This is a genomic window from Nocardia sp. NPDC047038 (assembly GCF_040644075.1).
Taxonomy (GTDB): Bacteria; Actinomycetota; Actinomycetes; order Mycobacteriales; family Mycobacteriaceae; genus Nocardia; species Nocardia sichangensis.
Genome location: NZ_JBEYVQ010000003.1, coordinates 75,525 through 95,196, shown reverse-complemented (window position 1 = coordinate 95,196; position 19,672 = coordinate 75,525). Strand labels below are relative to the sequence as shown.

Annotated in this window: 20 protein-coding genes; 4 read left to right on the top strand and 16 right to left on the bottom strand. The window is 67.5% G+C overall.

All coding sequences use genetic code 11. The features are described from left to right. Positions 1–30: 30 nt before the first annotated feature. Both ABZ824_RS13890 and ABZ824_RS13885 read right to left on the bottom strand, forming a co-directional pair. Positions 31–909 (bottom strand): ABC transporter permease, encoded by an 879-nt coding sequence (locus tag ABZ824_RS13890; protein ID WP_356963559.1) that lies wholly within the window; start codon positions 907–909, stop codon positions 31–33. Further along, entirely contained in the window at positions 891–1,793 is a 903-nt protein-coding gene (locus ABZ824_RS13885) for an ABC transporter ATP-binding protein (RefSeq protein WP_356963558.1), read from the bottom strand. Before ABZ824_RS13885 ends, ABZ824_RS13890 begins: the two co-directional genes overlap by 19 nt. Positions 1,794–2,022: 229 nt before the next feature. Here ABZ824_RS13885 and ABZ824_RS13880 point away from each other — a divergent pair, with 229 nt between their 5' ends. The 4 genes from ABZ824_RS13880 to ABZ824_RS13865 all read left to right on the top strand — a co-directional run bounded on the left by ABZ824_RS13880 (position 2,023) and on the right by ABZ824_RS13865 (position 5,916). Then, positions 2,023–3,597: a sensor histidine kinase gene (locus tag ABZ824_RS13880; protein ID WP_356963557.1), complete on the top strand. Its 1,575-nt coding sequence runs from the start codon at positions 2,023–2,025 to the stop codon at positions 3,595–3,597. 32 nt (positions 3,598–3,629) lie between these two features. Then, positions 3,630–4,334, top strand: a complete 705-nt coding sequence (locus tag ABZ824_RS13875) for a response regulator transcription factor (protein ID WP_356963556.1) — start codon at positions 3,630–3,632, stop codon at positions 4,332–4,334. A 479-nt stretch (positions 4,335–4,813) separates the two neighbouring features. Beyond that, on the top strand, positions 4,814–5,077 hold the full coding sequence (locus tag ABZ824_RS13870) for a hypothetical protein (RefSeq protein WP_356963555.1): 264 nt from the start codon (positions 4,814–4,816) through the stop codon (positions 5,075–5,077). 32 nt (positions 5,078–5,109) lie between these two features. Further along, positions 5,110–5,916 (top strand): LLM class flavin-dependent oxidoreductase, encoded by an 807-nt coding sequence (locus ABZ824_RS13865; RefSeq protein WP_356963554.1) that lies wholly within the window; start codon positions 5,110–5,112, stop codon positions 5,914–5,916. A gap of 73 nt (positions 5,917–5,989) precedes the next feature. Here ABZ824_RS13865 and ABZ824_RS13860 read toward each other — a convergent pair whose 3' ends face one another. The 14 genes from ABZ824_RS13860 to ABZ824_RS13795 form a co-directional block, all read right to left on the bottom strand. Further along, positions 5,990–8,545: an ATP-dependent Clp protease ATP-binding subunit gene (locus tag ABZ824_RS13860; RefSeq protein WP_355079133.1), complete on the bottom strand. Its 2,556-nt coding sequence runs from the start codon at positions 8,543–8,545 to the stop codon at positions 5,990–5,992. Between the two features lie 290 nt (positions 8,546–8,835). Then, a complete protein-coding gene (locus ABZ824_RS13855; protein ID WP_355079256.1) occupies positions 8,836–9,729 on the bottom strand; it encodes an alpha/beta fold hydrolase in 894 nt (297 codons plus the stop codon). Between the two features lie 135 nt (positions 9,730–9,864). Then, the gene (locus ABZ824_RS13850; RefSeq protein WP_356963553.1) at positions 9,865–10,455 is read right to left on the bottom strand and encodes an anthrone oxygenase family protein; all 591 of its coding nucleotides are present in this window, start codon (positions 10,453–10,455) and stop codon (positions 9,865–9,867) included. A gap of 131 nt (positions 10,456–10,586) precedes the next feature. After that, positions 10,587–11,186 carry an FHA domain-containing protein gene (locus tag ABZ824_RS13845; protein WP_355079137.1) on the bottom strand — a complete coding sequence of 200 codons (600 nt, stop codon included), beginning with the start codon at positions 11,184–11,186 and terminating at the stop codon, positions 10,587–10,589. A 229-nt stretch (positions 11,187–11,415) separates the two neighbouring features. After that, the gene (locus tag ABZ824_RS13840; RefSeq protein WP_039794672.1) at positions 11,416–11,775 is read right to left on the bottom strand and encodes an Lsr2 family protein; all 360 of its coding nucleotides are present in this window, start codon (positions 11,773–11,775) and stop codon (positions 11,416–11,418) included. Between the two features lie 115 nt (positions 11,776–11,890). Further along, positions 11,891–13,390, bottom strand: coding sequence for a lysine--tRNA ligase (lysS, locus tag ABZ824_RS13835; RefSeq protein WP_355079258.1), 1,500 nt, complete (start codon positions 13,388–13,390; stop codon positions 11,891–11,893). A gap of 262 nt (positions 13,391–13,652) precedes the next feature. Next, the gene (locus tag ABZ824_RS13830; protein ID WP_355079260.1) at positions 13,653–14,075 is read right to left on the bottom strand and encodes a rhodanese-like domain-containing protein; all 423 of its coding nucleotides are present in this window, start codon (positions 14,073–14,075) and stop codon (positions 13,653–13,655) included. Positions 14,076–14,083: 8 nt separating this feature from the next. Beyond that, positions 14,084–14,692: a cysteine dioxygenase family protein gene (locus ABZ824_RS13825; RefSeq protein WP_356963552.1), complete on the bottom strand. Its 609-nt coding sequence runs from the start codon at positions 14,690–14,692 to the stop codon at positions 14,084–14,086. Between the two features lie 181 nt (positions 14,693–14,873). Then, positions 14,874–15,671 (bottom strand): type III pantothenate kinase, encoded by a 798-nt coding sequence (locus ABZ824_RS13820; RefSeq protein ID WP_355079142.1) that lies wholly within the window; start codon positions 15,669–15,671, stop codon positions 14,874–14,876. 16 nt (positions 15,672–15,687) lie between these two features. Continuing rightward, positions 15,688–16,107, bottom strand: coding sequence for an aspartate 1-decarboxylase (panD, locus tag ABZ824_RS13815; protein ID WP_355079144.1), 420 nt, complete (start codon positions 16,105–16,107; stop codon positions 15,688–15,690). A gap of 13 nt (positions 16,108–16,120) precedes the next feature. Next, entirely contained in the window at positions 16,121–17,098 is a 978-nt protein-coding gene (panC, locus tag ABZ824_RS13810) for a pantoate--beta-alanine ligase (protein WP_356963551.1), read from the bottom strand. Beyond that, positions 17,098–18,042, bottom strand: coding sequence for a DUF2520 domain-containing protein (locus ABZ824_RS13805; RefSeq protein ID WP_356963550.1), 945 nt, complete (start codon positions 18,040–18,042; stop codon positions 17,098–17,100). Before ABZ824_RS13805 ends, panC begins: the two co-directional genes overlap by 1 nt. Positions 18,043–18,182: 140 nt before the next feature. After that, positions 18,183–19,130, bottom strand: a complete 948-nt coding sequence (locus ABZ824_RS13800; protein ID WP_356963549.1) for a DUF6779 domain-containing protein — start codon at positions 19,128–19,130, stop codon at positions 18,183–18,185. 70 nt (positions 19,131–19,200) lie between these two features. Then, the gene (locus ABZ824_RS13795; protein WP_355079262.1) at positions 19,201–19,671 is read right to left on the bottom strand and encodes a DUF3180 domain-containing protein; all 471 of its coding nucleotides are present in this window, start codon (positions 19,669–19,671) and stop codon (positions 19,201–19,203) included. Between the last annotated feature and the right edge of the window lies 1 nt (position 19,672).

The following is a 19,672-nucleotide window of genomic DNA, read 5'->3' as shown; positions in this document are numbered from 1 at the left end:
ACAACCACCGGTTTCGATACCCCTCGTCGCTCACACCAGATCGCGTCTGCGCATCAGCCAAACCGTGCCGACCGCGAACAGCACCGAATAGACGGCCAGCACGACCAGCGATTCCGTCCGCGAAAGAATCTGCAGCACACCGGGCGTGGCGGGACCGTCAACGGTGCGCATCGCTCCGGCCAGCGACCCGGCCGCCGTGCCGGGCAGATGATCGGTGACCACCTCGATCGGCGCGAAGATCCCGGCCACGCCGCGCAACAGGTTCTCCACCACCAGCACCCAGACCAGACCGAGCCCCACCGCGAGCGCGGGCCCACGGGCGATCGCGCCGATCAGCGCCCCCGCCAACGTCCACATACCGAGAATCGCCACGCCGGTGGAAATTCCGAACAGCGACCGATCCAGTGCGGGCATGGTGAGCGCCTGCGACTGGGACGCCGCGATCAGCGCGGCGACCGCGATGTCGACGACGAATGCCGCACACACCAGTGCCACCACCACAGTCGCGAGACTCACCACCACCGCGGCGACGGCTTGCATGCGCGAAGGCCCTTGGGTGTAAACGGTTTTCCAGGTTCCCCAGCCGTATCCGCTACCCACGGTCAGCGCGCCGAGGACGAGCATCAGCGCGCCGCCGAACATGGCCATGCCTTGGGTGAATACTTCGGGGACCGCCGCGGGCAGCATCTGTCGCAGCAATGCCTCGCGCGGCAGCCCGTTGGACATCCGGCTCGATTCCCCGGAGGTGTAGGCCAGATAGTTGAACAGATACGCGAACGTGAGGTTCAGCAGAATCCAGGTTCCGAGAACGATCCAGAATGCCGGCCACTTTCGCAGCCGCAGCATCTCGGCATTCGTGCTCGCGATCAGGTCCCGGATCGCCATGCCGTTCATCGCGCCGTCTCCCATCGCGTCATCTCGAAGAACACTTCTTCCAGGGACTTCTCCTCGACCCGCAGCTCCAGTAGGTCCGCGCCCGCCGCCACGACCGCACGCGCCACGGCGGGCGCGGTGACGGTGTCCGACTCGATCCGAATGCCGCTCGCGGTCAACAGCGCCGAACGTCCACCCACCAGCCCGCGCACCGCGGGCAGGGCCACCTCCACCGGCTCGGCTCGCACCACCAGCGACGAGTTGCCGCGCAACTGCGCGACCGTCGCTTCGGTGCGCAGCCTGCCCTGCGAGATCACGCCGACCCGGTCGCAGATCGCCTGGACTTCGCTGAGCATGTGACTCGACAGCAGCACCGTGCGCCCCTCGGCGGCCAAAGCGGTGATCAGCTCCCGCATTTCGGCCATACCGGCGGGGTCGAGGCCGTTGGTCGGCTCGTCCAGGATGAGCAGGTCGGGGTTGCCCAGCAATGCCGCGCCCACGCCGAGGCGCTGTTTCATGCCCAGCGAGTAGGTCCGGTACTTGTCCTCGGCACGGCCCGCCAGCCCGACTCGCTCGAGCGCGTCCTCCACCTCCGAGCGCCCGAGCCCGCGATATTCGGCGAGCACGCGCAGGTTGTCCCGGCCGGAAAGGTAGGGATAGAACCCGGGACCCTCGATGAGCACGCCGATCCGGCGCACCACCGCTGGATCGCCGGGCCGATGCCCCGCGACGGTGGCCGTACCCTCGCTCGGACGGATCAGCCCGGCCAGCATCCGCAGGGTGGTGGTCTTGCCCGCACCGTTCGGGCCGAGGAAGCCATAGATCTCGCCGTACGCGACGCTCATGCTCACGTCGTCGACAGCGGTGTGCTCCCCGTAGCGTTTGGTCAGCCCTCGGGTGACCACGATCGAATCTGCCATGCACCGAGAATCCGCCGCCGACACCCTGCGGACATCCGTCGCCGGGCGACGATCCGCATACGTAGCTGGAACGACGGATCGATCCGTGGCCAGTGTCGGATCAGCTGGTGCGGAACCGCTTACATGGTCTGCGAACACCCGAATCGGTGCAATTTCCGCGAAATACGTTTCCAGGCGGACGTCGAATCACGACCGAGCCGCATAGGCTACGTGGGTGCGGGTGGCAGGGATGACAGATCGGAGTTCGGTCGGCTGGGATTGGGGCGTCGCGCTCGTCGTCGCCGCGGTTCAGTTGGTCGGAGGCACTTTCGCGAACATGCGGCAGACCGGAGTGCACTCCCTCGACGCGCTCGGTTACCTGCTGTTGCTCGCCGGCCCGGTGGCGCTGATCCGGCGCCGCGCGCAGCCGCTGCCCGTGCTGATCGTCGTGCTCGCCGTGTGCCTGGCGTACTTCCTGCGAGGCTACGGATACGGCCCGATCTTCGTCTCATTGGTCGTCGCCTTCTTGACCGCCGCGAGCAGCGGATCACGATGGTGGACTTATCCGCTCGTCCCGCTCGGGTACCTGGCGCTGGTCTGGCCGCTGCCCGCACTGCTCGACCGCCCCGCGAACCTGTGGCAGGTGTTCGCGCTGATGGCGTGGCTGGCCGTGCTGCTGCTGGTGGCCGAGGGCATCCGGCAGCGCAAGGCCGTGCTCGTCGCGCGCGGACAGCGCGCCGAGGCCGCGCGCCGGGACGAGGAAGCGCAGCGTGAGCGGCGGGCCAGCGAAGAGCGGCTCGCCATCGCCCGCGAGCTACACGACGTGCTGGCGCACAGTCTGTCGATGATCAACGTGCAGTCCTCGGTGGCGCTGGAACTGCTCGACAAGCGGCCGGAGCAGGCGGAGACGGCGCTCACGGCGATCAAGAACGCCAGTCGCGACGCCCTCGCCGAGGTGCACGCGCTCCTGCACACGATTCGGTCCGGAAGCGCACCCGCGACGCCCAGCGAGCAATCGCCCACAGAAGAGGCGAACGCCGAGGAGACCGGCCGCACGGCCGAGGCCGAGCCGCCACCCGCCCCGCGTACCCCCGCGCCGAGCATCGGCGATTTGGACGACCTGTTGCAGCGCCCGCGCAGCACCGGACTGACCGTCACCACGCGAGTGACCGGCACCCCGCAGCAATTGCCCAGCGTCATCGACGTGGCAGCGGCGCGAATCATCCAGGAGTCGCTGACCAACGTGCTCCGGCACGCACCCGGCGCCGACGCAACGGTGACCGTGCGCTACACCCCGGACTCGGTCGACATCACCGTCGACAACAGCCGCCCGACCAGTGCCCCGTCGCGCTCCGGCAACGGCGGCGGCAACGGCATCATCGGCATGCGCGAACGCACGCACGCCCTCGGCGGCGCCCTCACCGCGGGCCCGCGCCCCAGCGGCGGGTTCCGGGTCGCCGCCCGGCTGCCCACACGAACACCCGGACCCGACGCGGCCACGGCGTCACCGGGAGTGCGAGGCGCCGAGGCGGCAGCAGCGAGCCGGAACAACGCGGCAGCACACGCACCGGATCAGGACACCGCGACGACGAGTACGCCGAGACGCGGCGTCGCGGCCGCGACGAAAACCGAACAGAGCGGCACGACATCAGACGCCCCCGAATCGAGCGCCGCGGGATCGAAGCCTGCCGGGAGATCGCGCTCGACGACCACGGCCACATCGAGCACGACCGGCCCGAACGAGAGCGAGTCGCGTGCCACACCGGACCGACCCGCTGATACGGCCGAACGACCGAGCACCTCGGCCGGTCGCGCGCAGCGCTGACGGGATCGCCGGCCGACGGCAGAGGAGATCCGATGCACGACCACCACGATTCGGTTCCAGCCCACTCTCCCTCCGGCGGCATCCGGGTGCTGGTGGCCGACGACCAGGCGTTGGTGCGTGGCGGGTTCGTGGCGTTGCTGGATGCCCAGGACGGCATCGAAGTGGTCGGCGAGGCGGACAACGGGGAGCAGGCCGTGCGCATGACCCGCGATCTGCGTCCCGACGTGGTGCTGATGGACATCCGCATGCCCGTCCTGGACGGTTTGGCCGCCACTCGCGTGATCGCCGAGGACCCCCTGCTGGCCGCGGTGCGCGTGGTCGTGCTGACCACTTTCGAACTCGACGAGTACGTCTTCGAGGCGATGCGCTCCGGCGCGACCGGGTTCCTGGTGAAGCACACCGAACCGGCCGATCTGGTTCGTGCCGTCCGAGTGGTCGCCGCCGGCGACGCGCTGCTGTCCCCCGGCGTGACCCGCACGCTGATCGCGGAATTCTCCACACGCGCGAAAACGCCGCCGACGGCCACGCTCGCCGAACTCACCGACCGCGAACGCGAGGTGATGACGCTGGTCGCCGAGGGTCTCACCAACGCCGAGATCGGCGAACGGCTGTACATGAGCCCGGCGACCGCCCGTACCCATGTCAGTCGCATTCTCACCAAACTGCACGCCAGAGACCGCACCCAACTGGTGGTCATGGCTTACGAATCCGGACTCGTCCGCCCAGGCTGGCAGTGAGCGGCCGATCGTTGCCCAGGAGCCGGACTGCTTCGCCGCACTGCCATGGGAACCGGAATCAAACGACCCAGGCACCCATCCTCCCAATAAAGACGCAGGACGGCGACCAGTCAGTGGGCAAACCCGCGCCGAATTTTGATTCGCGGTCGGACCAGTCGGCAGAATGAGCGTCCCGCCCCTTCTTGCGCGTTCTTCGGCGCGCGACTACGGCCGGGACCAGGCACAGCCGCAGCCCAGCCCGAGATTCTTCCTCCTCGCGCGGCGCGCCAGCGCAGTGCGACATGGTCCGACTTCTCCCGTTATCAGCCAATAGCAATTTCTCAGCGAACTCTAATTGTCCGGCCTGCTGCCGCTTAGCAAATAACTGGTAAATCACCGCGGGGAGAGCCTTCGGGCTCTGGGCGTACGTATCCAGGCGTATTCCGAGTGCCGACGCGCGACCGATGCCCCCGGCGTGCCCTTCGGCGCAGTCTTTCGTCATGAATATTTTCACTCGACCCGACGCCGTGAGTTTTCTGGCCGATCACTACGACGGCGGATGGCACCCCTGGCCGTTCTTCTGGATTTTCCCGCTGTTGTTCTGGCTGACCGTCGTCACAGTGCTGGTCTTCGCCCGGAGGCGGTTCATCGGACGTGTGAGCGGTATCGGCGCGCTGCGCACCGCGTTCGCCCGTGGCGAGATCACCGAGGAGCAGTACCGCAGCAGGCTCGCCGTCCTGAGCGAACCGCGACACAAGCCCTGACCGGCCCGCCTGCACGATCGGGAGATCCCACCATGAGCATGACCTTCGGCATCGTTCTCACTCCGCGTTCGGGAGCGGACTGGGCGCGCGAGGCAGCCGCCGTCGAACAGCAGGGCTACCGGACCATCCTGTTGCCGGACACCCGGTTCACCCCCTCGCCGTTTCCGGCCCTCGCCGCGGCGGCCGCCGTCACCACCACCATTCGGCTGCGCCCGAACGTACTCGCCGCACCGCTGCGCACACCGGCCGCCACGGTCAGGGAGACCGCGGCATTGCAGCTGCTGTCGGACGGACGTTTCGAACTCGGAATCGGCTCGGGACGCCCGGACGCCGCCGCCGAAGCACAGTGGCTCGGCACGTCCTGGGGTTCGCCCGCGCAACGGCGCGCGCAGCTGGTCGCCACCATCGCCGCCGTGCGGGCTGGAGTGAACCCCGCCCCACCGGTCGTGGTCGCCGCCAACGGACCCAGAATGCTGGCGACGGCGGCGGAATTCGCCGACCGCATCCTGCTGGCCGCGGCACCCGGGGCCACCGAGTCGGAGCTGGCCGAGCTGGTCCGCACCGCACGGGACGGTACCGACCGCACCCTGCGCTTCACCCATCAGGTGGTCGGCATCGGGCAGCGGCTACCGATCTGGACCGCGACGAAGCTCGGCCTGACCGCCGCCGCCCTCGCGGACGCGGGCGCAGCGGGCATGATTCCCGCGGAACCGTCCGCCGCCGCCGAAATCCTCGAGCGACGCCGGGAAAAGTACGGCATCGACGAGGTGATCGTGCCCGCTGAACTCGCCGCTGACTTCGCACCGATCCTCGCCTACTTCGCCGACCGCGATTCCTGACCCGGCGCAGCGGGCGACGCCGAATACGAAAAAGCCCATGCCCACAGGTGGGCACGGGCTTTTCGGTTGCGGCTTACTCGCCCGAGGCGGCCTCGGTGGAGCCTTCCGTCGCGCCCGTCAGCACGACTTCGGGCTTCTCCTCGCTCGCGGCCTTGGTCAGCTTCGCCTTACCGGTGAAGGTGAACTTCGCGTCTTCGCCGGAGCCCTCGCCGTCCCAGCCCTCGACGTCGACCTCGATGGTCTGGCCCGGACCGATCTCGCCGAAGAGGATCTTCTCCGACAGCTGGTCCTCGATCTCGCGCTGGATGGTGCGGCGCAGCGGCCGGGCACCGAGCACGGGATCGAAGCCACGCTTGGCCAGCAGGTTCTTGGCGTTCGGGGTGAGCTCGATCGCCATGTCCTTGTTCTTCAGCTGCGTGGCGACGCGGCCGATCATCAGGTCCACCATCTCGACGATCTGCTCGTTGGTGAGCTGGTGGAAGACGATCACGTCGTCGATGCGGTTGAGGAACTCCGGCCGGAAGTGCTTCTTCAGCTCGTCGTTGACCTTGAGCTTCATCCGCTCGTAGTTCGAGCCCTCGTTGTTCGACTGGGTGAAGCCGAGACCGACGGCCTTCGAGATGTCCGAGGTGCCGAGGTTCGAGGTGAAGATCAGCACCGTGTTCTTGAAGTCCACGGTACGGCCCTGGCCATCGGTCAGGCGGCCGTCCTCCAGGACCTGCAACAGGGTGTTGTAGATCTCCTGGTGGGCCTTCTCGATCTCGTCGAACAGCACGACCGAGAACGGCTTGCGGCGCACCTTCTCGGTGAGCTGGCCGCCCTCTTCGTAGCCGACGTAGCCCGGAGGGGCACCGAACAGCCGCGACGCGGTGAAGCGGTCGTGGAACTCGCCCATGTCGATCTGGATGAGCGCGTCGTCGTCGCCGAACAGGAAGTTCGCCAGCGCCTTGGACAGCTCGGTCTTACCGACGCCGGACGGGCCGGCGAAGATGAACGAGCCGGACGGACGCTTCGGATCCTTCAGGCCGGCACGAGTGCGGCGGATGGCCTTGGAGACGGCCTTGACCGCGTCCTCCTGGCCGATGATCCGCTTGTGCAGCTCGTCCTCCATACGGAGCAGACGGGTGGTCTCCTCCTCGGTGAGCTTGAACACCGGAATACCGGTCCAGTTCGCCAGCACCTCGGCGATCTGCTCGTCGTCGACCTCGGCCACGACGTCCAGATCACCCGAACGCCACTGCTTCTCCCGCTCTGCCCGCTTGGCGACGAGCTGCTTCTCCTTGTCGCGCAGCCGCGCGGCCTTCTCGAAGTCCTGCGCGTCGATCGCGGACTCCTTCTCCCGGCGCGCCTCGGCGATCTTGTCGTCGAACTCGCGCAGGTCCGGCGGAGCGGTCATGCGACGGATGCGCATCCGCGCGCCCGCCTCGTCGATCAGGTCGATCGCCTTGTCCGGCAGGAACCGGTCGTTGATGTAGCGGTCGGCCAGGGTGGCGGCGGCCACCAACGCGCCGTCGGTGATGGAGACCCGGTGGTGCGCCTCGTAGCGGTCGCGCAGACCCTTGAGGATGTTGATGGTGTGCTCGACGGTCGGCTCGCCCACCTGCACCGGCTGGAACCGGCGCTCCAGGGCGGCGTCCTTCTCGATGTACTTGCGGTACTCGTCGAGGGTGGTCGCGCCGATGGTCTGCAGCTCGCCGCGGGCCAGCTTCGGCTTCAGGATCGAGGCCGCGTCGATGGCGCCCTCGGCGGCGCCCGCACCGACCAGCGTGTGCAGCTCGTCGATGAACAGGATGATGTCGCCGCGGGTGTTGATCTCCTTGAGCACCTTCTTCAGGCGCTCTTCGAAGTCACCGCGGTAGCGGCTGCCCGCGACCAGGGAGCCCAGGTCGAGGGTGTAGAGCTGCTTGTCCTTCAGCGTCTCGGGGACCTCGCCGTTGACGATGGCCTGCGCGAGCCCTTCGACGACGGCGGTCTTGCCGACGCCGGGCTCGCCGATCAGCACCGGGTTGTTCTTGGTACGGCGGCTGAGCACCTGCATGACCCGCTCGATCTCTTTCGAGCGGCCGATGACCGGATCGAGCTTGCCCTCGAGCGCGGCCTGGGTCAGGTTGCGACCGAACTGGTCGAGCACGAGCGAGGTCGACGGTGTGCCCGCCTCGCCGCGCGAACCGGATTCGACCGGCTCCTTGCCCTGATATCCCGACAGCAACTGGATGACCTGCTGGCGCACACGGTTGAGATCGGCGCCCAGCTTCACCAGCACCTGCGCCGCCACGCCCTCGCCCTCACGGATGAGGCCGAGCAGGATGTGCTCGGTGCCGATGTAGTTGTGGCCGAGCTGCAGCGCTTCGCGAAGGCTCAGCTCCAGCACCTTCTTGGCGCGCGGGGTGAACGGGATATGACCGGACGGGGCCTGCTGGCCCTGGCCGATGATCTCCTCCACCTGGCTACGCACGCCTTCCAGCGAAATGCCGAGCGACTCGAGCGACTTGGCCGCGACGCCCTCACCCTCGTGAATCAGCCCCAGCAGGATGTGCTCGGTGCCGATGTAGTTGTGGTTGAGCATCCGGGCCTCTTCCTGGGCCAGGACAACGACACGCCTCGCGCGGTCGGTGAACCTCTCGAACATCGCTCCCTCACTCTCCTGCTCCGACATTCTGGCAACAGACGCCGCAGTGTGCTGTGTACAACAACCGTGGGCGTCAGCCTGCCATGAAGCCCGGGGGTTGCGGCCCCCGCCTCCACTCTAGTTGGCGGGGGATGCCACCGCCGCCGGTCCACCCTATTGCCGACCGGCGACAGCACGGTCATTCACTCATAACGTGGGCGTCGCGGGATTCGTTTCCGGCCGGGTTTTGCCCTCAGCGAACAAATCGTCCGCCGACCGGATCTGCGCCGCACACGTACGACCTCGGCCGCCTACCCCGTGTACGGGTCGACGAAACCGCAGGGCACCGGGCGTTGATGAGCGGGATCGAGCGCGTTGAGCACGTAGGTCGCGGCCCTCTTGCTGCCCGCTATGCCCGTATGCCCAGAGTAGTCCGTCGCGCAGCCGTCCTGAACCACGATGTTGGTCACATGGGGGCCGGTGACCAGGCCGGAGGTATACGGCACCACCAGTTCGTCCAGCTGGGTCGCGATATTGGTGTACGTCACGTCGGGGTGGTAGACGCCGTCCGCGTTGAGTTCGCGCACGAACTCCGACCCTTGCAACACCTGCCTGCAGGCATTGCACGGCGATCCGGCCACGGCGTCGAACAGCGGACCGAGGCCGAGGCGTGTGCCGAACGCGTTCAGGTCCGCCATGCCGTACGCGTTCGAGCCTTGCCACGGCGGGGCCAGACCGACCATCTTGTCCACCTTGCCCGCGCCCGCGAGCCGTTTGACGAAGTAGTTGCCGATGAAGTTGCCCTGGGAATGGCCGATGAGGTCGACCTTGTGCGCACCGGTCGCGGAGCGCACCCGGTCTACGAAGGCGGCGAGCTGGGCCGCGCTCTGCTCGATCGGGAGCATGCCCCCGATGGCCGACGCGGGCCACGGCAGGTCGTAGGCGCCGAACGTGGCCGAGTACACGCAGTAGCCCTCGTTGGCCAGCAGCGGCGCGTACACGCCCCAATTCGTCTGTGCGCCACCGCCCGTGCCGTGCACGAGGACCACGGGGTTCGGATGCTCGGAGTTCGGCCGGCACGACCAGTCGTTGGTGCCGGGCAGCGAACCACCCGGATTGGACAGTTCGGCGGGAATGCCCGCGAAGAAGTTGAACTCGACCGGATATCGCTCCTGCGCGTGCGCAGCGCCCGCGGTGGCGCACACCGCGGCGAGCAGAACGATGAACAACGAAAAGCCTGGGACACGCCGCACGATAGCCTCCCGGTCCGGATCGTCTCCGGGGAAGCTACCGCACGGAGTGGCCCAGACGGCGCAGATTCCGGCGGGTCGTTGCGGAAACTAGCTCTGACCGAAGGCCGACGCGCCGGACGGGTAGGGCGCCGCGTACTCGCCTGCGGCGATCCGGCCCGGCGCCGCCGCGGCGGATGCCTTCCCCTGCTGGATTCCCGCGACGAACAGCGCACCGCAGAGCACCAGGAAGGCCAGCGTGTGGAAGACGCCACGCACGATGTTCCAACGCACCCAGGCGGATTCGAAATCGGCGCGCACCGCCGCCGGGTCGGCGATCGACGCCGGGTCGCCCGCGGCGGCCAGTTGATCGTTGAGCGGAACATTCAGCCCGGAGGTCACCGCGAAGGCGATCACGTTGAGCACCAGAGCCAGGCCGATCCAGATCAGCGTGCTCCGGTGCTCACGTCCCAGATGCAGCGCCGCGGCCAGGATGGTGAACCCCACCGTGCCGAGGAAGCCGATCATGAACCAGGGATTGATGATCACCACGTTGATCTTCTGCATCGCGTCGATCATCGCGCGATCGTCGGTGCGGGCCAGCGCGGGCATCACCGAATTGGCGTACGCGTAGAAAAGGCCCGCGACCAGGCCCGTAGCCAGTGTGGCGAGCACCAGTGCGGCGATACGTGTGGCGGTCATGACTTCCTCCTGCTTCGGAAACCGGCCGGAGCCATCGCCCCGGTCGCTCGTCTCCGAGTCAAGCCGTCGCCGCCGTGACTCTCCATGGTCGAGAAGCTCGATCGGATGAGCGAGCGTCTACGGTGGACGTCTCACAGGTCCCGATCGGAAATGAGCCCACTCTGCATGGCCAGTCCAGCCAGCCGCACCCGCTTCTGGTTCTGCGGCAGATCCTCCACCCCGAACTTGGCGAACAGCGCGCGTAGATGGGTCTTGATCGCGTCGACGCTGAGGAACAACTCCTCGGCGATCTGCTGATTCGAGGCGGGAGTGGCGAAACCCGCGCCGTGCTTGTACGGGCGGCACAGCGCGACCAGGACCGAGCGCTGCGTTTCGGTGAGCGACCGCGCGGTGGGTATCGAGCCGGTGGAGGTGCGGGTGATGTCGTCGGATACGCCGCCGAAGTCGTGAAAGGACACCCGAGACGTACCGACCCGGATGACGTCGCCCGCCATCAGTCTGCGGCGGCCGACCAGCCGGTCCCCGTTGACGAAAGTGCCGTTGCGGGAGAGGCCGTCGTCCACGATGGTCCAGTGCGCACCCAGGTATTCGACCGCCGCGTGTAGCCGGGACACCTCCGCGTCCCAGCTCAGGGCGAGATCGGCATGCGGGGAGCGACCGATGGTGACGCGGCCGCGGTCGGGCGTGAGCGTGAGCTCCTGCTGCCGACCGGCGTCATCGGTGAACCGCAAGAATGATCCGACGAATCCTGTCACTGCGCCGATACCTCACCTCTCCATACCGCCAGTGACCTTCGCACGCTTCCATGGTGCCGCTTCCCGGTACCACGAGCAAGATCGATTCATCCGCCGTGACGGGCCACCGGGCGAACCGGTCTCGCTGCTATATCGAAGCCCTATCACAAACAAGACCGCCGTCCCGACGTCGCACGATTCGCCGGGACGGCGGCCGGAAAAAGAACTATCCCTTCGCGGCCTTGTTGTACGCGTCGGTGATGTCGGCGGAGATGCGGCCCCGCGCGGACACCTTGTGTCCATTACGGCGCGCCCACTCACGAATTGCGGCGCTTTGTTCCCGATCGATCGAGACCCGGCTCTTCGGAGTGCCCGTTGCGGCCGCGGCGGCCTTGACCCGGCGCCGGCCGCTGACCCGGCGCGCATTCGAAACCCACTCCTCCAAACCGTCGCGCAGCTTCGCCGCATTTGCCGACGACAGGTCGATCTCGTACGACACACCGTCGATCGCAAACTCGATGGTCTCGTCTGCGATGGACTCACCGTCGACATCGTCGATCAGGCTAACGGTGACCTTCTTTGCCATGAGATGAACGTCCTCTCGAAATCGTGCGACCCGCATACTAGGCCGATTACCCGAGGCAAGAATACCTCGAATTCCGGAAATTCCAAGACGGAGCCGCTGCTTTGCAATCCAGTGGTCACCTGGTGACCGGACGCACAATTGGGAACAGTATCGTTTCTCGGATTCCCAAACCCGTCAACGCCATCAACAACCGATCGATTCCCATACCCGTTCCGGTCGTCGGCGGCATGCCGTGCTCCATCGCGGCGAGGAAGTCCTCGTCCAGCACCATCGCCTCGTCGTCGCCCTGCGCGGCCAACCTGGCCTGGTCGACGAACCGCTCCCGCTGGATCACCGGGTCGACCAACTCCGAATAGCCCGTGGCCAACTCGAAGCCGCGCACATAGAGGTCCCACTTCTCCGTGACGCCGGCGGTGCTGCGATGCTGCCTGGTCAACGGGGATGTCTCCACCGGGAAGTCGCGCACGAAAGTCGGTGCGTACAGCTTGTCACCATACTGGTGTTCCCAAAGTTCCTCGACGAGTTTCCCGTGACCGTAGCCCTTGCCCTCCGGAATTTCCAGACCGACCCGATCCGCGAGTGCGCGCAATTCGGCGACCGATGTTTCCGGAGTGACCTGCACACCCAGCGCATCGGACAGCGACGGGTACATCTCGACGGTGGCCCACTCGCCACGGAGATCGTATTCGGTGCCGTCGGCCAGGGTCACCACCTGCGTGCCGAACGCCTCCTGCGCCACTTCCTGCACCAATTCCCGGGTCATCACCGCCGAGTCGTCATAGGTGCCGTAAGCCTGGTACGTCTCCAGCATCGCGAACTCGGGGGAATGCGTGGAGTCCGCCCCCTCGTTGCGGAAGTTCCGGTTGATCTCGAAGACCCGCTCCAAGCCGCCGACCACGCAGCGCTTCAGGAACAACTCGGGCGCGATGCGCAGGAAGAGGTCCATGTCGAGGGCATTGGAATGGGTGACGAACGGCCGGGCCGCTGCGCCGCCGTGCAGCGTCTGCAGCATAGGCGTCTCCACCTCGAGAAAGCCCCTGCGCTCGAGCGCGTTGCGCAGCGCGCGCACCACGGCGATGCGGGTACGGGCCATCTCCCTGGCCTCAGGGCGCACGATCAAGTCGACATAACGCTGCCGGACCCGCGACTCCTCGTTCATCTCCTTGTGCGCCACCGGCAGCGGCCGCAGGGCCTTCGCCGCCATGAACCAGGAATCGGCCATGACGCTCAGTTCCCCGGTTCGCGAAGAGATGACCTCACCGTGCACGAAAACGAAGTCACCGAGGTCGACGTCCGCCTTCCAGGCGGCAAGCGCGTCCGCGCCGACCCCGTTCAGACTGATCATCGCCTGCAGCTTGGTGCCGTCGCCTTCCTGCAGTGTCGCGAAACACAACTTGCCGGTATTACGCAGGAATATGACGCGCCCGGCGACGCCCACCTCTTGTCCGGTGGAGGTGTCGGCGGCCAGGTCCGGATATGCGGCCCGAATTTCCGCCAGGGTATGCGTACGCGGCACGACGACGGGATACGCCTCGCCACCGGCCGCGAGCAGCCGCTCCCGCTTCTCCCGGCGAATCCGTATCTGCTCCGGGGCATCGTCGGCGGCGGGTGCCACAGCGGGCCGCGAATCCGATGTCGATGCGGTCGAAGAGGCAGAGTTCGGGGTGCTCACATCGAACAACCCTAGCGTGCACCGGAAATCGTTTTGCGCGCCGCCCGGACTCCGACCCGGAGTAACGAAACGGTATCGCTGCGGCGCACCGCCCGGGACGTCCCGGTCCACGTCCCGGAGACGCGAAATAGCCGGTGCGCATCATAGTGTGTGCGAAAACACCTGCGCGCCCGGCTATTTCGAGATGGAAGTGTTGGCGGGGAAATTACAGCGAGGCGAGCGCCTCGGCCTCACGCACGAAGTGCGACGCCCCGACGGCGACGTTCAACAGCCCGGCCGCCTTCAACGCCTGGTAACCGCCCACCAGATCGGTCGCCCGGTGCAGCCCGAGTTGCTGCAGGGCGGCGGCGGCCAAGCTGGAGGTATAGCCCTCGGAGCAGACGACGATCCATTCCACGTCGTGATCGGCGGCCAGCGCCAAGCGGGCCGAACTGGTGGGGTCCAGCCGCCATTCCAGGACATTGCGCTCGATCACCAAGGCGCCGGGCAAGGTGCCCTCGCGTCCGCGTTGCGCCTGCGGCCGGATATCCACCAGAATGGCGCCCCGCTCGATGGCTTCCGGCAATTCGAAGGCATAGATCCGGTCGAGTTGCGCCCGTGCGTTCTCGAGCATCTGATCGATGGTCAAACGGGTCATCACATGTCACCTTCGGGCTGGTCGGTGAGGACGGTTCGGGTGCGCCGCAGGGTGCCGTGGCCGGTCACCTCGTAATACGACATGGCGGTGAGCGGCGGGGAATAGGCGTGCACGCTGAGCGTCGGATCGAGCGGGCCCGCGGATTCGACGGCGCCGGGCACGTCGGCGGGCGCCCGCATGACGTCGTGCACCCAGCCGATCGGGAACGAGGCCTGGTCACCCGCCGCGAGCGTGCGGCAACGCAATTCCGTCCCGTTCCAGCGGTATTCGGATAACGCGCCGCTGAGCACGGTGAGCGCGCCGAGCGACCCGGCATGGTCGTGCAGCTCGGTCGACTTGCCCGGCGTCCAGCTGATCAACCAAACGTCGACTTCGTCGTCGGAGAGCAGCCTGGTCGCCCAGCGCTCGTCGTGCGGCCATGTCCCGTCAGCTGGAAGCAGGTGGTCATAGCGACCGGCGAGCACGTCCTCGGCGCCCTCGTCGGTCAGCCGCAGCAGATCGGCCGGGCGCAGCCGAGTGGGCAGAGCGGGTGCCACCGAGCGTTCCACCGGCGGAGTAGCCGACAGCGCCGTACGCGCGGAAGAAAGGGAAAGAACAGAAGAACGCATGAGCGAATCTCCAGGAGGAAGGTAACGGTCGAGGGCAGGAACTCAGCCTCGATCGGTCGAGGCACGTCAGCCTCGACAACACTCCTGGGTGCTCACGAAGAAAGTCACGAGAGGGAGTTTAACAGCATGCGACGCGGTGTCGACAAGTCCCTGGCCTGCGACGAATCCAACACCGCGCATATCAGACATTTCCCTTGCGCCGCTGGTTGCGTTCGTATACGAGCCGCAGGCCGGTCAACGTGAGATGCGGATCGTGGTCGTCGATCGTTTCCGATTCCGGGACGATCAGCGGCGCGGTCGCGCCGGTCGCCACCACCGCCACATCGTCGCCGGCAAAGGCGTCGAACTCGTCGCGAATCCGATCGATCAGGCCGTCGACCAGTCCGGCGAAACCGAATACCGCGCCGGACTGCATGCATTCCATGCTGTTCTTCCCAAGCACCGACCGTGGCCTGGTCAACTCCGCCCGCCGCAGCGCACTGCGTTCTACCAGGGCTTCCGTGGCGATCTCCACACCGGGTGCGATGATCCCGCCGAGAAACTCGCCCTTCTTCGACACCAGATCGACGCAGATCGCCGTTCCGAAATCGACGACGATCGCGGGCCCGGAATACCGCTGGTAGGCGGCCAGGCAATTGACGATGCGGTCGGCGCCGACTTCTTTCGGATTGTCCACCAGCAGCGGAATCCCGGTGCGCACACCGGGTTCCACCAACACGTGCGGAACATGAGCCCAGTATTGACCGAGCATGCCGCGCAGTTCGCGCAGCACGGGCGGCACCGTCGAAAGCGCCGAGACGCCGATCACCTCGTCCAGTTGCGCGCCGACCAACCCGCGCACCTGCATGGCGAATTCGTCGGCGGTCAGCAACGGATTGGTGTGGATACGCCAGTGGCGCACCAGTTTCGAATGCTCTCCGGAACCGGAGAACAAGCCGAGTTCGATACTCGTATTGCGGACATCGATGGTCAGCAACATGTCCGGTCGCCGCTGTTCAGACGAACGACAGCGAGCGCGGCGAGGTCAGGCCCGAGCCCTCCGGTGCGTGCGCCGGGTCCGAACCGAGCTCGACCGGGCGGTTGCGCTCGTCGACGAATACGACCTTGGGGTCGTATTCCTTCAGCTCCTGCTCGTTCAGCTGGCCGTAGGCGATCAGGATGACGAGGTCGCCGGGATGCACCAGGTGGGCCGCGGCGCCGTTGATCCCGATCACCCCCGAACCCCGCTCACCGGCGATCACGTAGGTCTCCAGGCGGGCGCCGTTGTCGATGTCGACGATGCAGACCTGCTCGCCTTCCAGCAGATCGGCGGCGTCGAGCAGGTCCTGGTCCACGGTGACCGAACCGACGTAGTGCAGGTCGGCGTGCGTCACGGTGGCACGGTGGATCTTCGACTTCATCATGGTGCGCAGCATTGCGTCGACCTTTCTAGTTCGCGGGAGGAAGCGGGGCGGGATTCGACACCGCCGGAACGGACCGGGGGTCCACGGCGGGCCGCGAACCGGAGACGTTGGGATGGCCGTCGATCGGAGCGCCGAGCGTGACGGCGATGTTGTCGATGAGCCGGGTAGTGCCCACCCTGGCCGCGATCAGCAACCTGGCGTTGCCCGCGGCCGGGGCGGGGCCCAGGGTGGCCGAGCGCAATTCCAGGTAGTCGACGTCCACGCCGGGCACGGCGTCGAGCACCTGACGGGCGGCCGCGAGCACCGCGTCGCCGCCGAGCCCGCCCGCGTGCTTGCCCGCCGACAGGGCGGCCGACAAGGCGAGCGCCGATTCGCGCTGCACGGGGTCGAGATAACGGTTCCGTGAGGACATGGCCAGGCCGTCGGCCTCACGGACGGTGACCACCGGCGTGATCTTCACGTCGAAGTTCAGATCGCGGACCATCTGCCGGATCAACGTGAGCTGTTGGTAGTCCTTCTCGCCGAAGAACGCCTCGGTCGGCCGCGCGATCTGCAGGAGCTTGGCGACCACGGTGAGCATGCCCGCGAAATGGGTCGGGCGGCTCGCCCCTTCCAGCTCCGCGCCGAGCGGGCCCGGCTGCACCGTGGTCCGCGGGCCGTCCGGATACATGTCGGACGCGCTGGGCGCGAACACCAGCTCGACACCCTCCGCGCGCAACAACTCGACGTCGGCGTCCAGCGTGCGTGGGTATTTGTCCAGGTCTTCGTTCGCCCCGAACTGCAACGGGTTGACGAAGATCGAGACGATGACCACCTGGTTGGTCCGCTTGGCCAGCCGCACGATCTCCAGGTGGCCCTCGTGCAGCGCACCCATGGTCGGCACCAGCGCGACGGTACGGCCGACGCCGCGCAGCGCGGCGGACACCGCGCCGAGCACGGCGGGATCGTGGTGGACGGTCAGCGCACCGGGCCGGTAGGCGCCGCGCAGTTTCGGGTCCAACATCAGCGTCCTTCCAGCAGTTCGATGACGGCGGGGGCGGTGCCCGCGCGTTCCGCCGTGCGCAGCGACAGCGCGCGATACGCCTCGGCCAGCCTGGCGTCGACCGACGCCAGCGCGGTCAGATGCGCGGCCACCGCGCCCGCGTCACCACGGGCGACCGGGCCGGTCAGCGCGGACTGGCCGCGCCGCAACGCGTTGTCCAGCGCCGCCGATGCCAGGGGCGCGAGCAGACGCTCGGCCAGGCCGTTGGGCTGCTCGTCCACCAGCTGCTGGCCCATCAGGCCGGGGCCGGCCAGGGCGGCGCGCAACGCGGCCACCGCGTCGACGATCACCGTGACCAGGTGGTTGCTGCCATGCGCGAGCGCGGCGTGGTACAGCGGCCGGTTCTCCTCCGGCACCCGCACCGGCTCGCCGCCCATCTCGATCACCAGCGACTGCGCGATGGCGTAGCCGACCTCATCGGCGGCGGTGATGCCGAAGCACGCGTTGCCGAGGCGGTTCACGTCCTCGTCGTGTCCGGTGAAGGTCATGGCCGGGTGGATGGCCAGCGGAAGCGCGCCGATCTCGGCCAGGGGCGCGAGTACGCCGACGCCGTTCGCGCCGGACGTGTGCGCGACGATGGTGCCGGGACGGACGACTTCCGCACCGGCCAGACCGCGAACCAGGCCGGGAAGCTCGGCGTCGGGCACGGCCAGCAACAGCAGCTCGCTGCGGGCGGCCACCTGTTCGATCGGCAGGATCTCCGAATCGGGCAGCCGGGTCCGGGCACGCCGCACCGACGCGTCGGAGATCGCGCAGACGCCGAACACGACGTGTCCGGCGCGCTCGAGTGCGACGCCCAATGCCGAGCCCACGCGTCCCGCCGAGACGATTCCCACCGTCAGGCGTGCGGGCGCGGGGTCGTAGCCCGAATCAGCGTTGTCGGAATTCACGCTTCTCGAGGTCAACGTTGTCCTCTCGATGTCGTTCCAGTCCCGCCATGCGGGTACCGGACGGTACGCCAAGAGGATATCTACAGGTGCTTCGCCGCCGCCACGGGGTGCCCGCGTGATCTAGGCCGCAGTGCCGGGCCGGGCCCCGGCTCCACTCACCGGCGGTCCCGCTCCTCCGATTGCAGGTTGGCCATGATCTCCGCGACCGAGAGACGACGCGACGGCGTCTCGTCGTCGCTTTCCGCCCGGCGGCGCCTGCGCGCGCTCGGCGTGCCCATGGCGGGTGCTGAGGCCGACCGAGAGGCCGGTTCCGGCGTCGGCTGGGGTCGTGCGGCGGGCTGGGTGGGTGGCTCGTCCAGCGGCTCCTCGTCCACCGTCTCGGTGAAGGCGTCGGCCCAGCCGCGCGGCTCGGCGTAGCGCGCCCGCTCCGCGTCGGCCTGGTCGGTGTCGTCGAGGGAGACGACGGCGGTCTCCGCGGTGACCGGATCATCGAAGGGGCTGGCGAAGACCGGTGGCTCGGGATGGTCGGGCTCGAAGATCGGCGTCATACTGCTACGCGGTTGCTGGTCGGCGAACATCGACCACATCCCGGCATTCGCGGAGCTATTGTTCCCCGATTCCGTGCCGGAGCTGGTCAGCTCCTGGATCCTGGTCGCGTCGGCGCGCAACGCGGGGCGATCCATCGGCAGATCGCCGTCGAACAGCCGCTGCAGGCTCTGCCGCAGCACGGTGAGCTCCGCGCGCAAGGCCGCGAGTTCGGTCGCGTCGACGCCCACCTCCTCGCGGACCCGCGCCTCCACACCGAGCTCGTACTCGCGGCGCGCGGTGACCTCACGCTCCAGCTGCAACGCGTAGACGGTTTGCAGATCGCGGACCTTCGCCTTGTCGATCGTCGCCTCTTTGCGGTACTTCGTCGCAGCAAGAGCCCCGATCGCCGCGGCCCACAGGGCCGCGACCAGACCTACCCGTACGAACTCGACACTGTTGCTGAAGATCAGGAAAACACTGGCAACCAGACCGAGCACGATCAGGACGCCGACGAATAATTTTCCCGCGTCGTCCCGCCGTCCACGGGAAGTGCTGCTACGGGAGGGTGAAACCATGCCAGCCAGGGTAGCCAATAGCTTCGGCCACGCCCAGATTCCGGTTTTGTGATTAAGTTCGTGAAACTAGCTATGTAGTTGCCGCATCGTCGGTGGGATCCTCCGGCGCCCGGCAGCAGTACTCCAGCCAGAGGGCCGCAGCAACCAAAGCGAAGCCCGCCAGCATCCCGACGATCGCGCCGGGGCTGTCGGCCGCGGCCGCGCGCAAGGTGCCGCGCTGCGGGAGGACCCAGCACAGGAATCCGAGCCAGATACCCGCGGCGATCGAACCGACCTGCGCCGACGCCTTGGCCAACGCGACGGCGCGGGCCGCCGTGATCGGATGCAACTGGTGACGTCCATCGCCGATCTGGTGGTCGTTGACCCGCGCCCGGATGACGAACGCGAGCACAGCTTCGATCGCGGCCACCGGATACAGCGAGGCGCCCGCGAAGATCGAGATCGGCGGGAAGCTGTCATAGGCCACCCGGGTGGCGATCCACGCGACGATCGCGGCGATCAGCACGTTCGCCACGAGGTCGAGTATGCGAGTCGGCTTCAGT

What these genes read in the sequence shown, in the direction of transcription:
- ABZ824_RS13870 (WP_356963555.1), top strand. Translation starts at nt 4,814, where the DNA reads ATGAATATTTTCACTCGACCCGACGCCGTGAGTTTTCTGGCCGATCAC.
- ABZ824_RS13800 (WP_356963549.1), bottom strand. Translation starts at nt 19,130, where the DNA reads ATGGTTTCACCCTCCCGTAGCAGCACTTCCCGTGGACGGCGGGACGAC.
- ABZ824_RS13820 (WP_355079142.1), bottom strand. Translation starts at nt 15,671, where the DNA reads ATGTTGCTGACCATCGATGTCCGCAATACGAGTATCGAACTCGGCTTG.
- ABZ824_RS13890 (WP_356963559.1), bottom strand. Translation starts at nt 909, where the DNA reads ATGGGAGACGGCGCGATGAACGGCATGGCGATCCGGGACCTGATCGCG.
- ABZ824_RS13850 (WP_356963553.1), bottom strand. Translation starts at nt 10,455, where the DNA reads ATGACCGCCACACGTATCGCCGCACTGGTGCTCGCCACACTGGCTACG.
- panD (WP_355079144.1), bottom strand. Translation starts at nt 16,107, where the DNA reads ATGCTGCGCACCATGATGAAGTCGAAGATCCACCGTGCCACCGTGACG.
- panC (WP_356963551.1), bottom strand. Translation starts at nt 17,098, where the DNA reads ATGTTGGACCCGAAACTGCGCGGCGCCTACCGGCCCGGTGCGCTGACC.
- ABZ824_RS13860 (WP_355079133.1), bottom strand. Translation starts at nt 8,545, where the DNA reads ATGTTCGAGAGGTTCACCGACCGCGCGAGGCGTGTCGTTGTCCTGGCC.
- ABZ824_RS13880 (WP_356963557.1), top strand. Translation starts at nt 2,023, where the DNA reads ATGACAGATCGGAGTTCGGTCGGCTGGGATTGGGGCGTCGCGCTCGTC.
- ABZ824_RS13865 (WP_356963554.1), top strand. Translation starts at nt 5,110, where the DNA reads ATGAGCATGACCTTCGGCATCGTTCTCACTCCGCGTTCGGGAGCGGAC.
- ABZ824_RS13885 (WP_356963558.1), bottom strand. Translation starts at nt 1,793, where the DNA reads ATGGCAGATTCGATCGTGGTCACCCGAGGGCTGACCAAACGCTACGGG.
- ABZ824_RS13875 (WP_356963556.1), top strand. Translation starts at nt 3,630, where the DNA reads ATGCACGACCACCACGATTCGGTTCCAGCCCACTCTCCCTCCGGCGGC.
- ABZ824_RS13825 (WP_356963552.1), bottom strand. Translation starts at nt 14,692, where the DNA reads ATGCGTTCTTCTGTTCTTTCCCTTTCTTCCGCGCGTACGGCGCTGTCG.
- ABZ824_RS13840 (WP_039794672.1), bottom strand. Translation starts at nt 11,775, where the DNA reads ATGGCAAAGAAGGTCACCGTTAGCCTGATCGACGATGTCGACGGTGAG.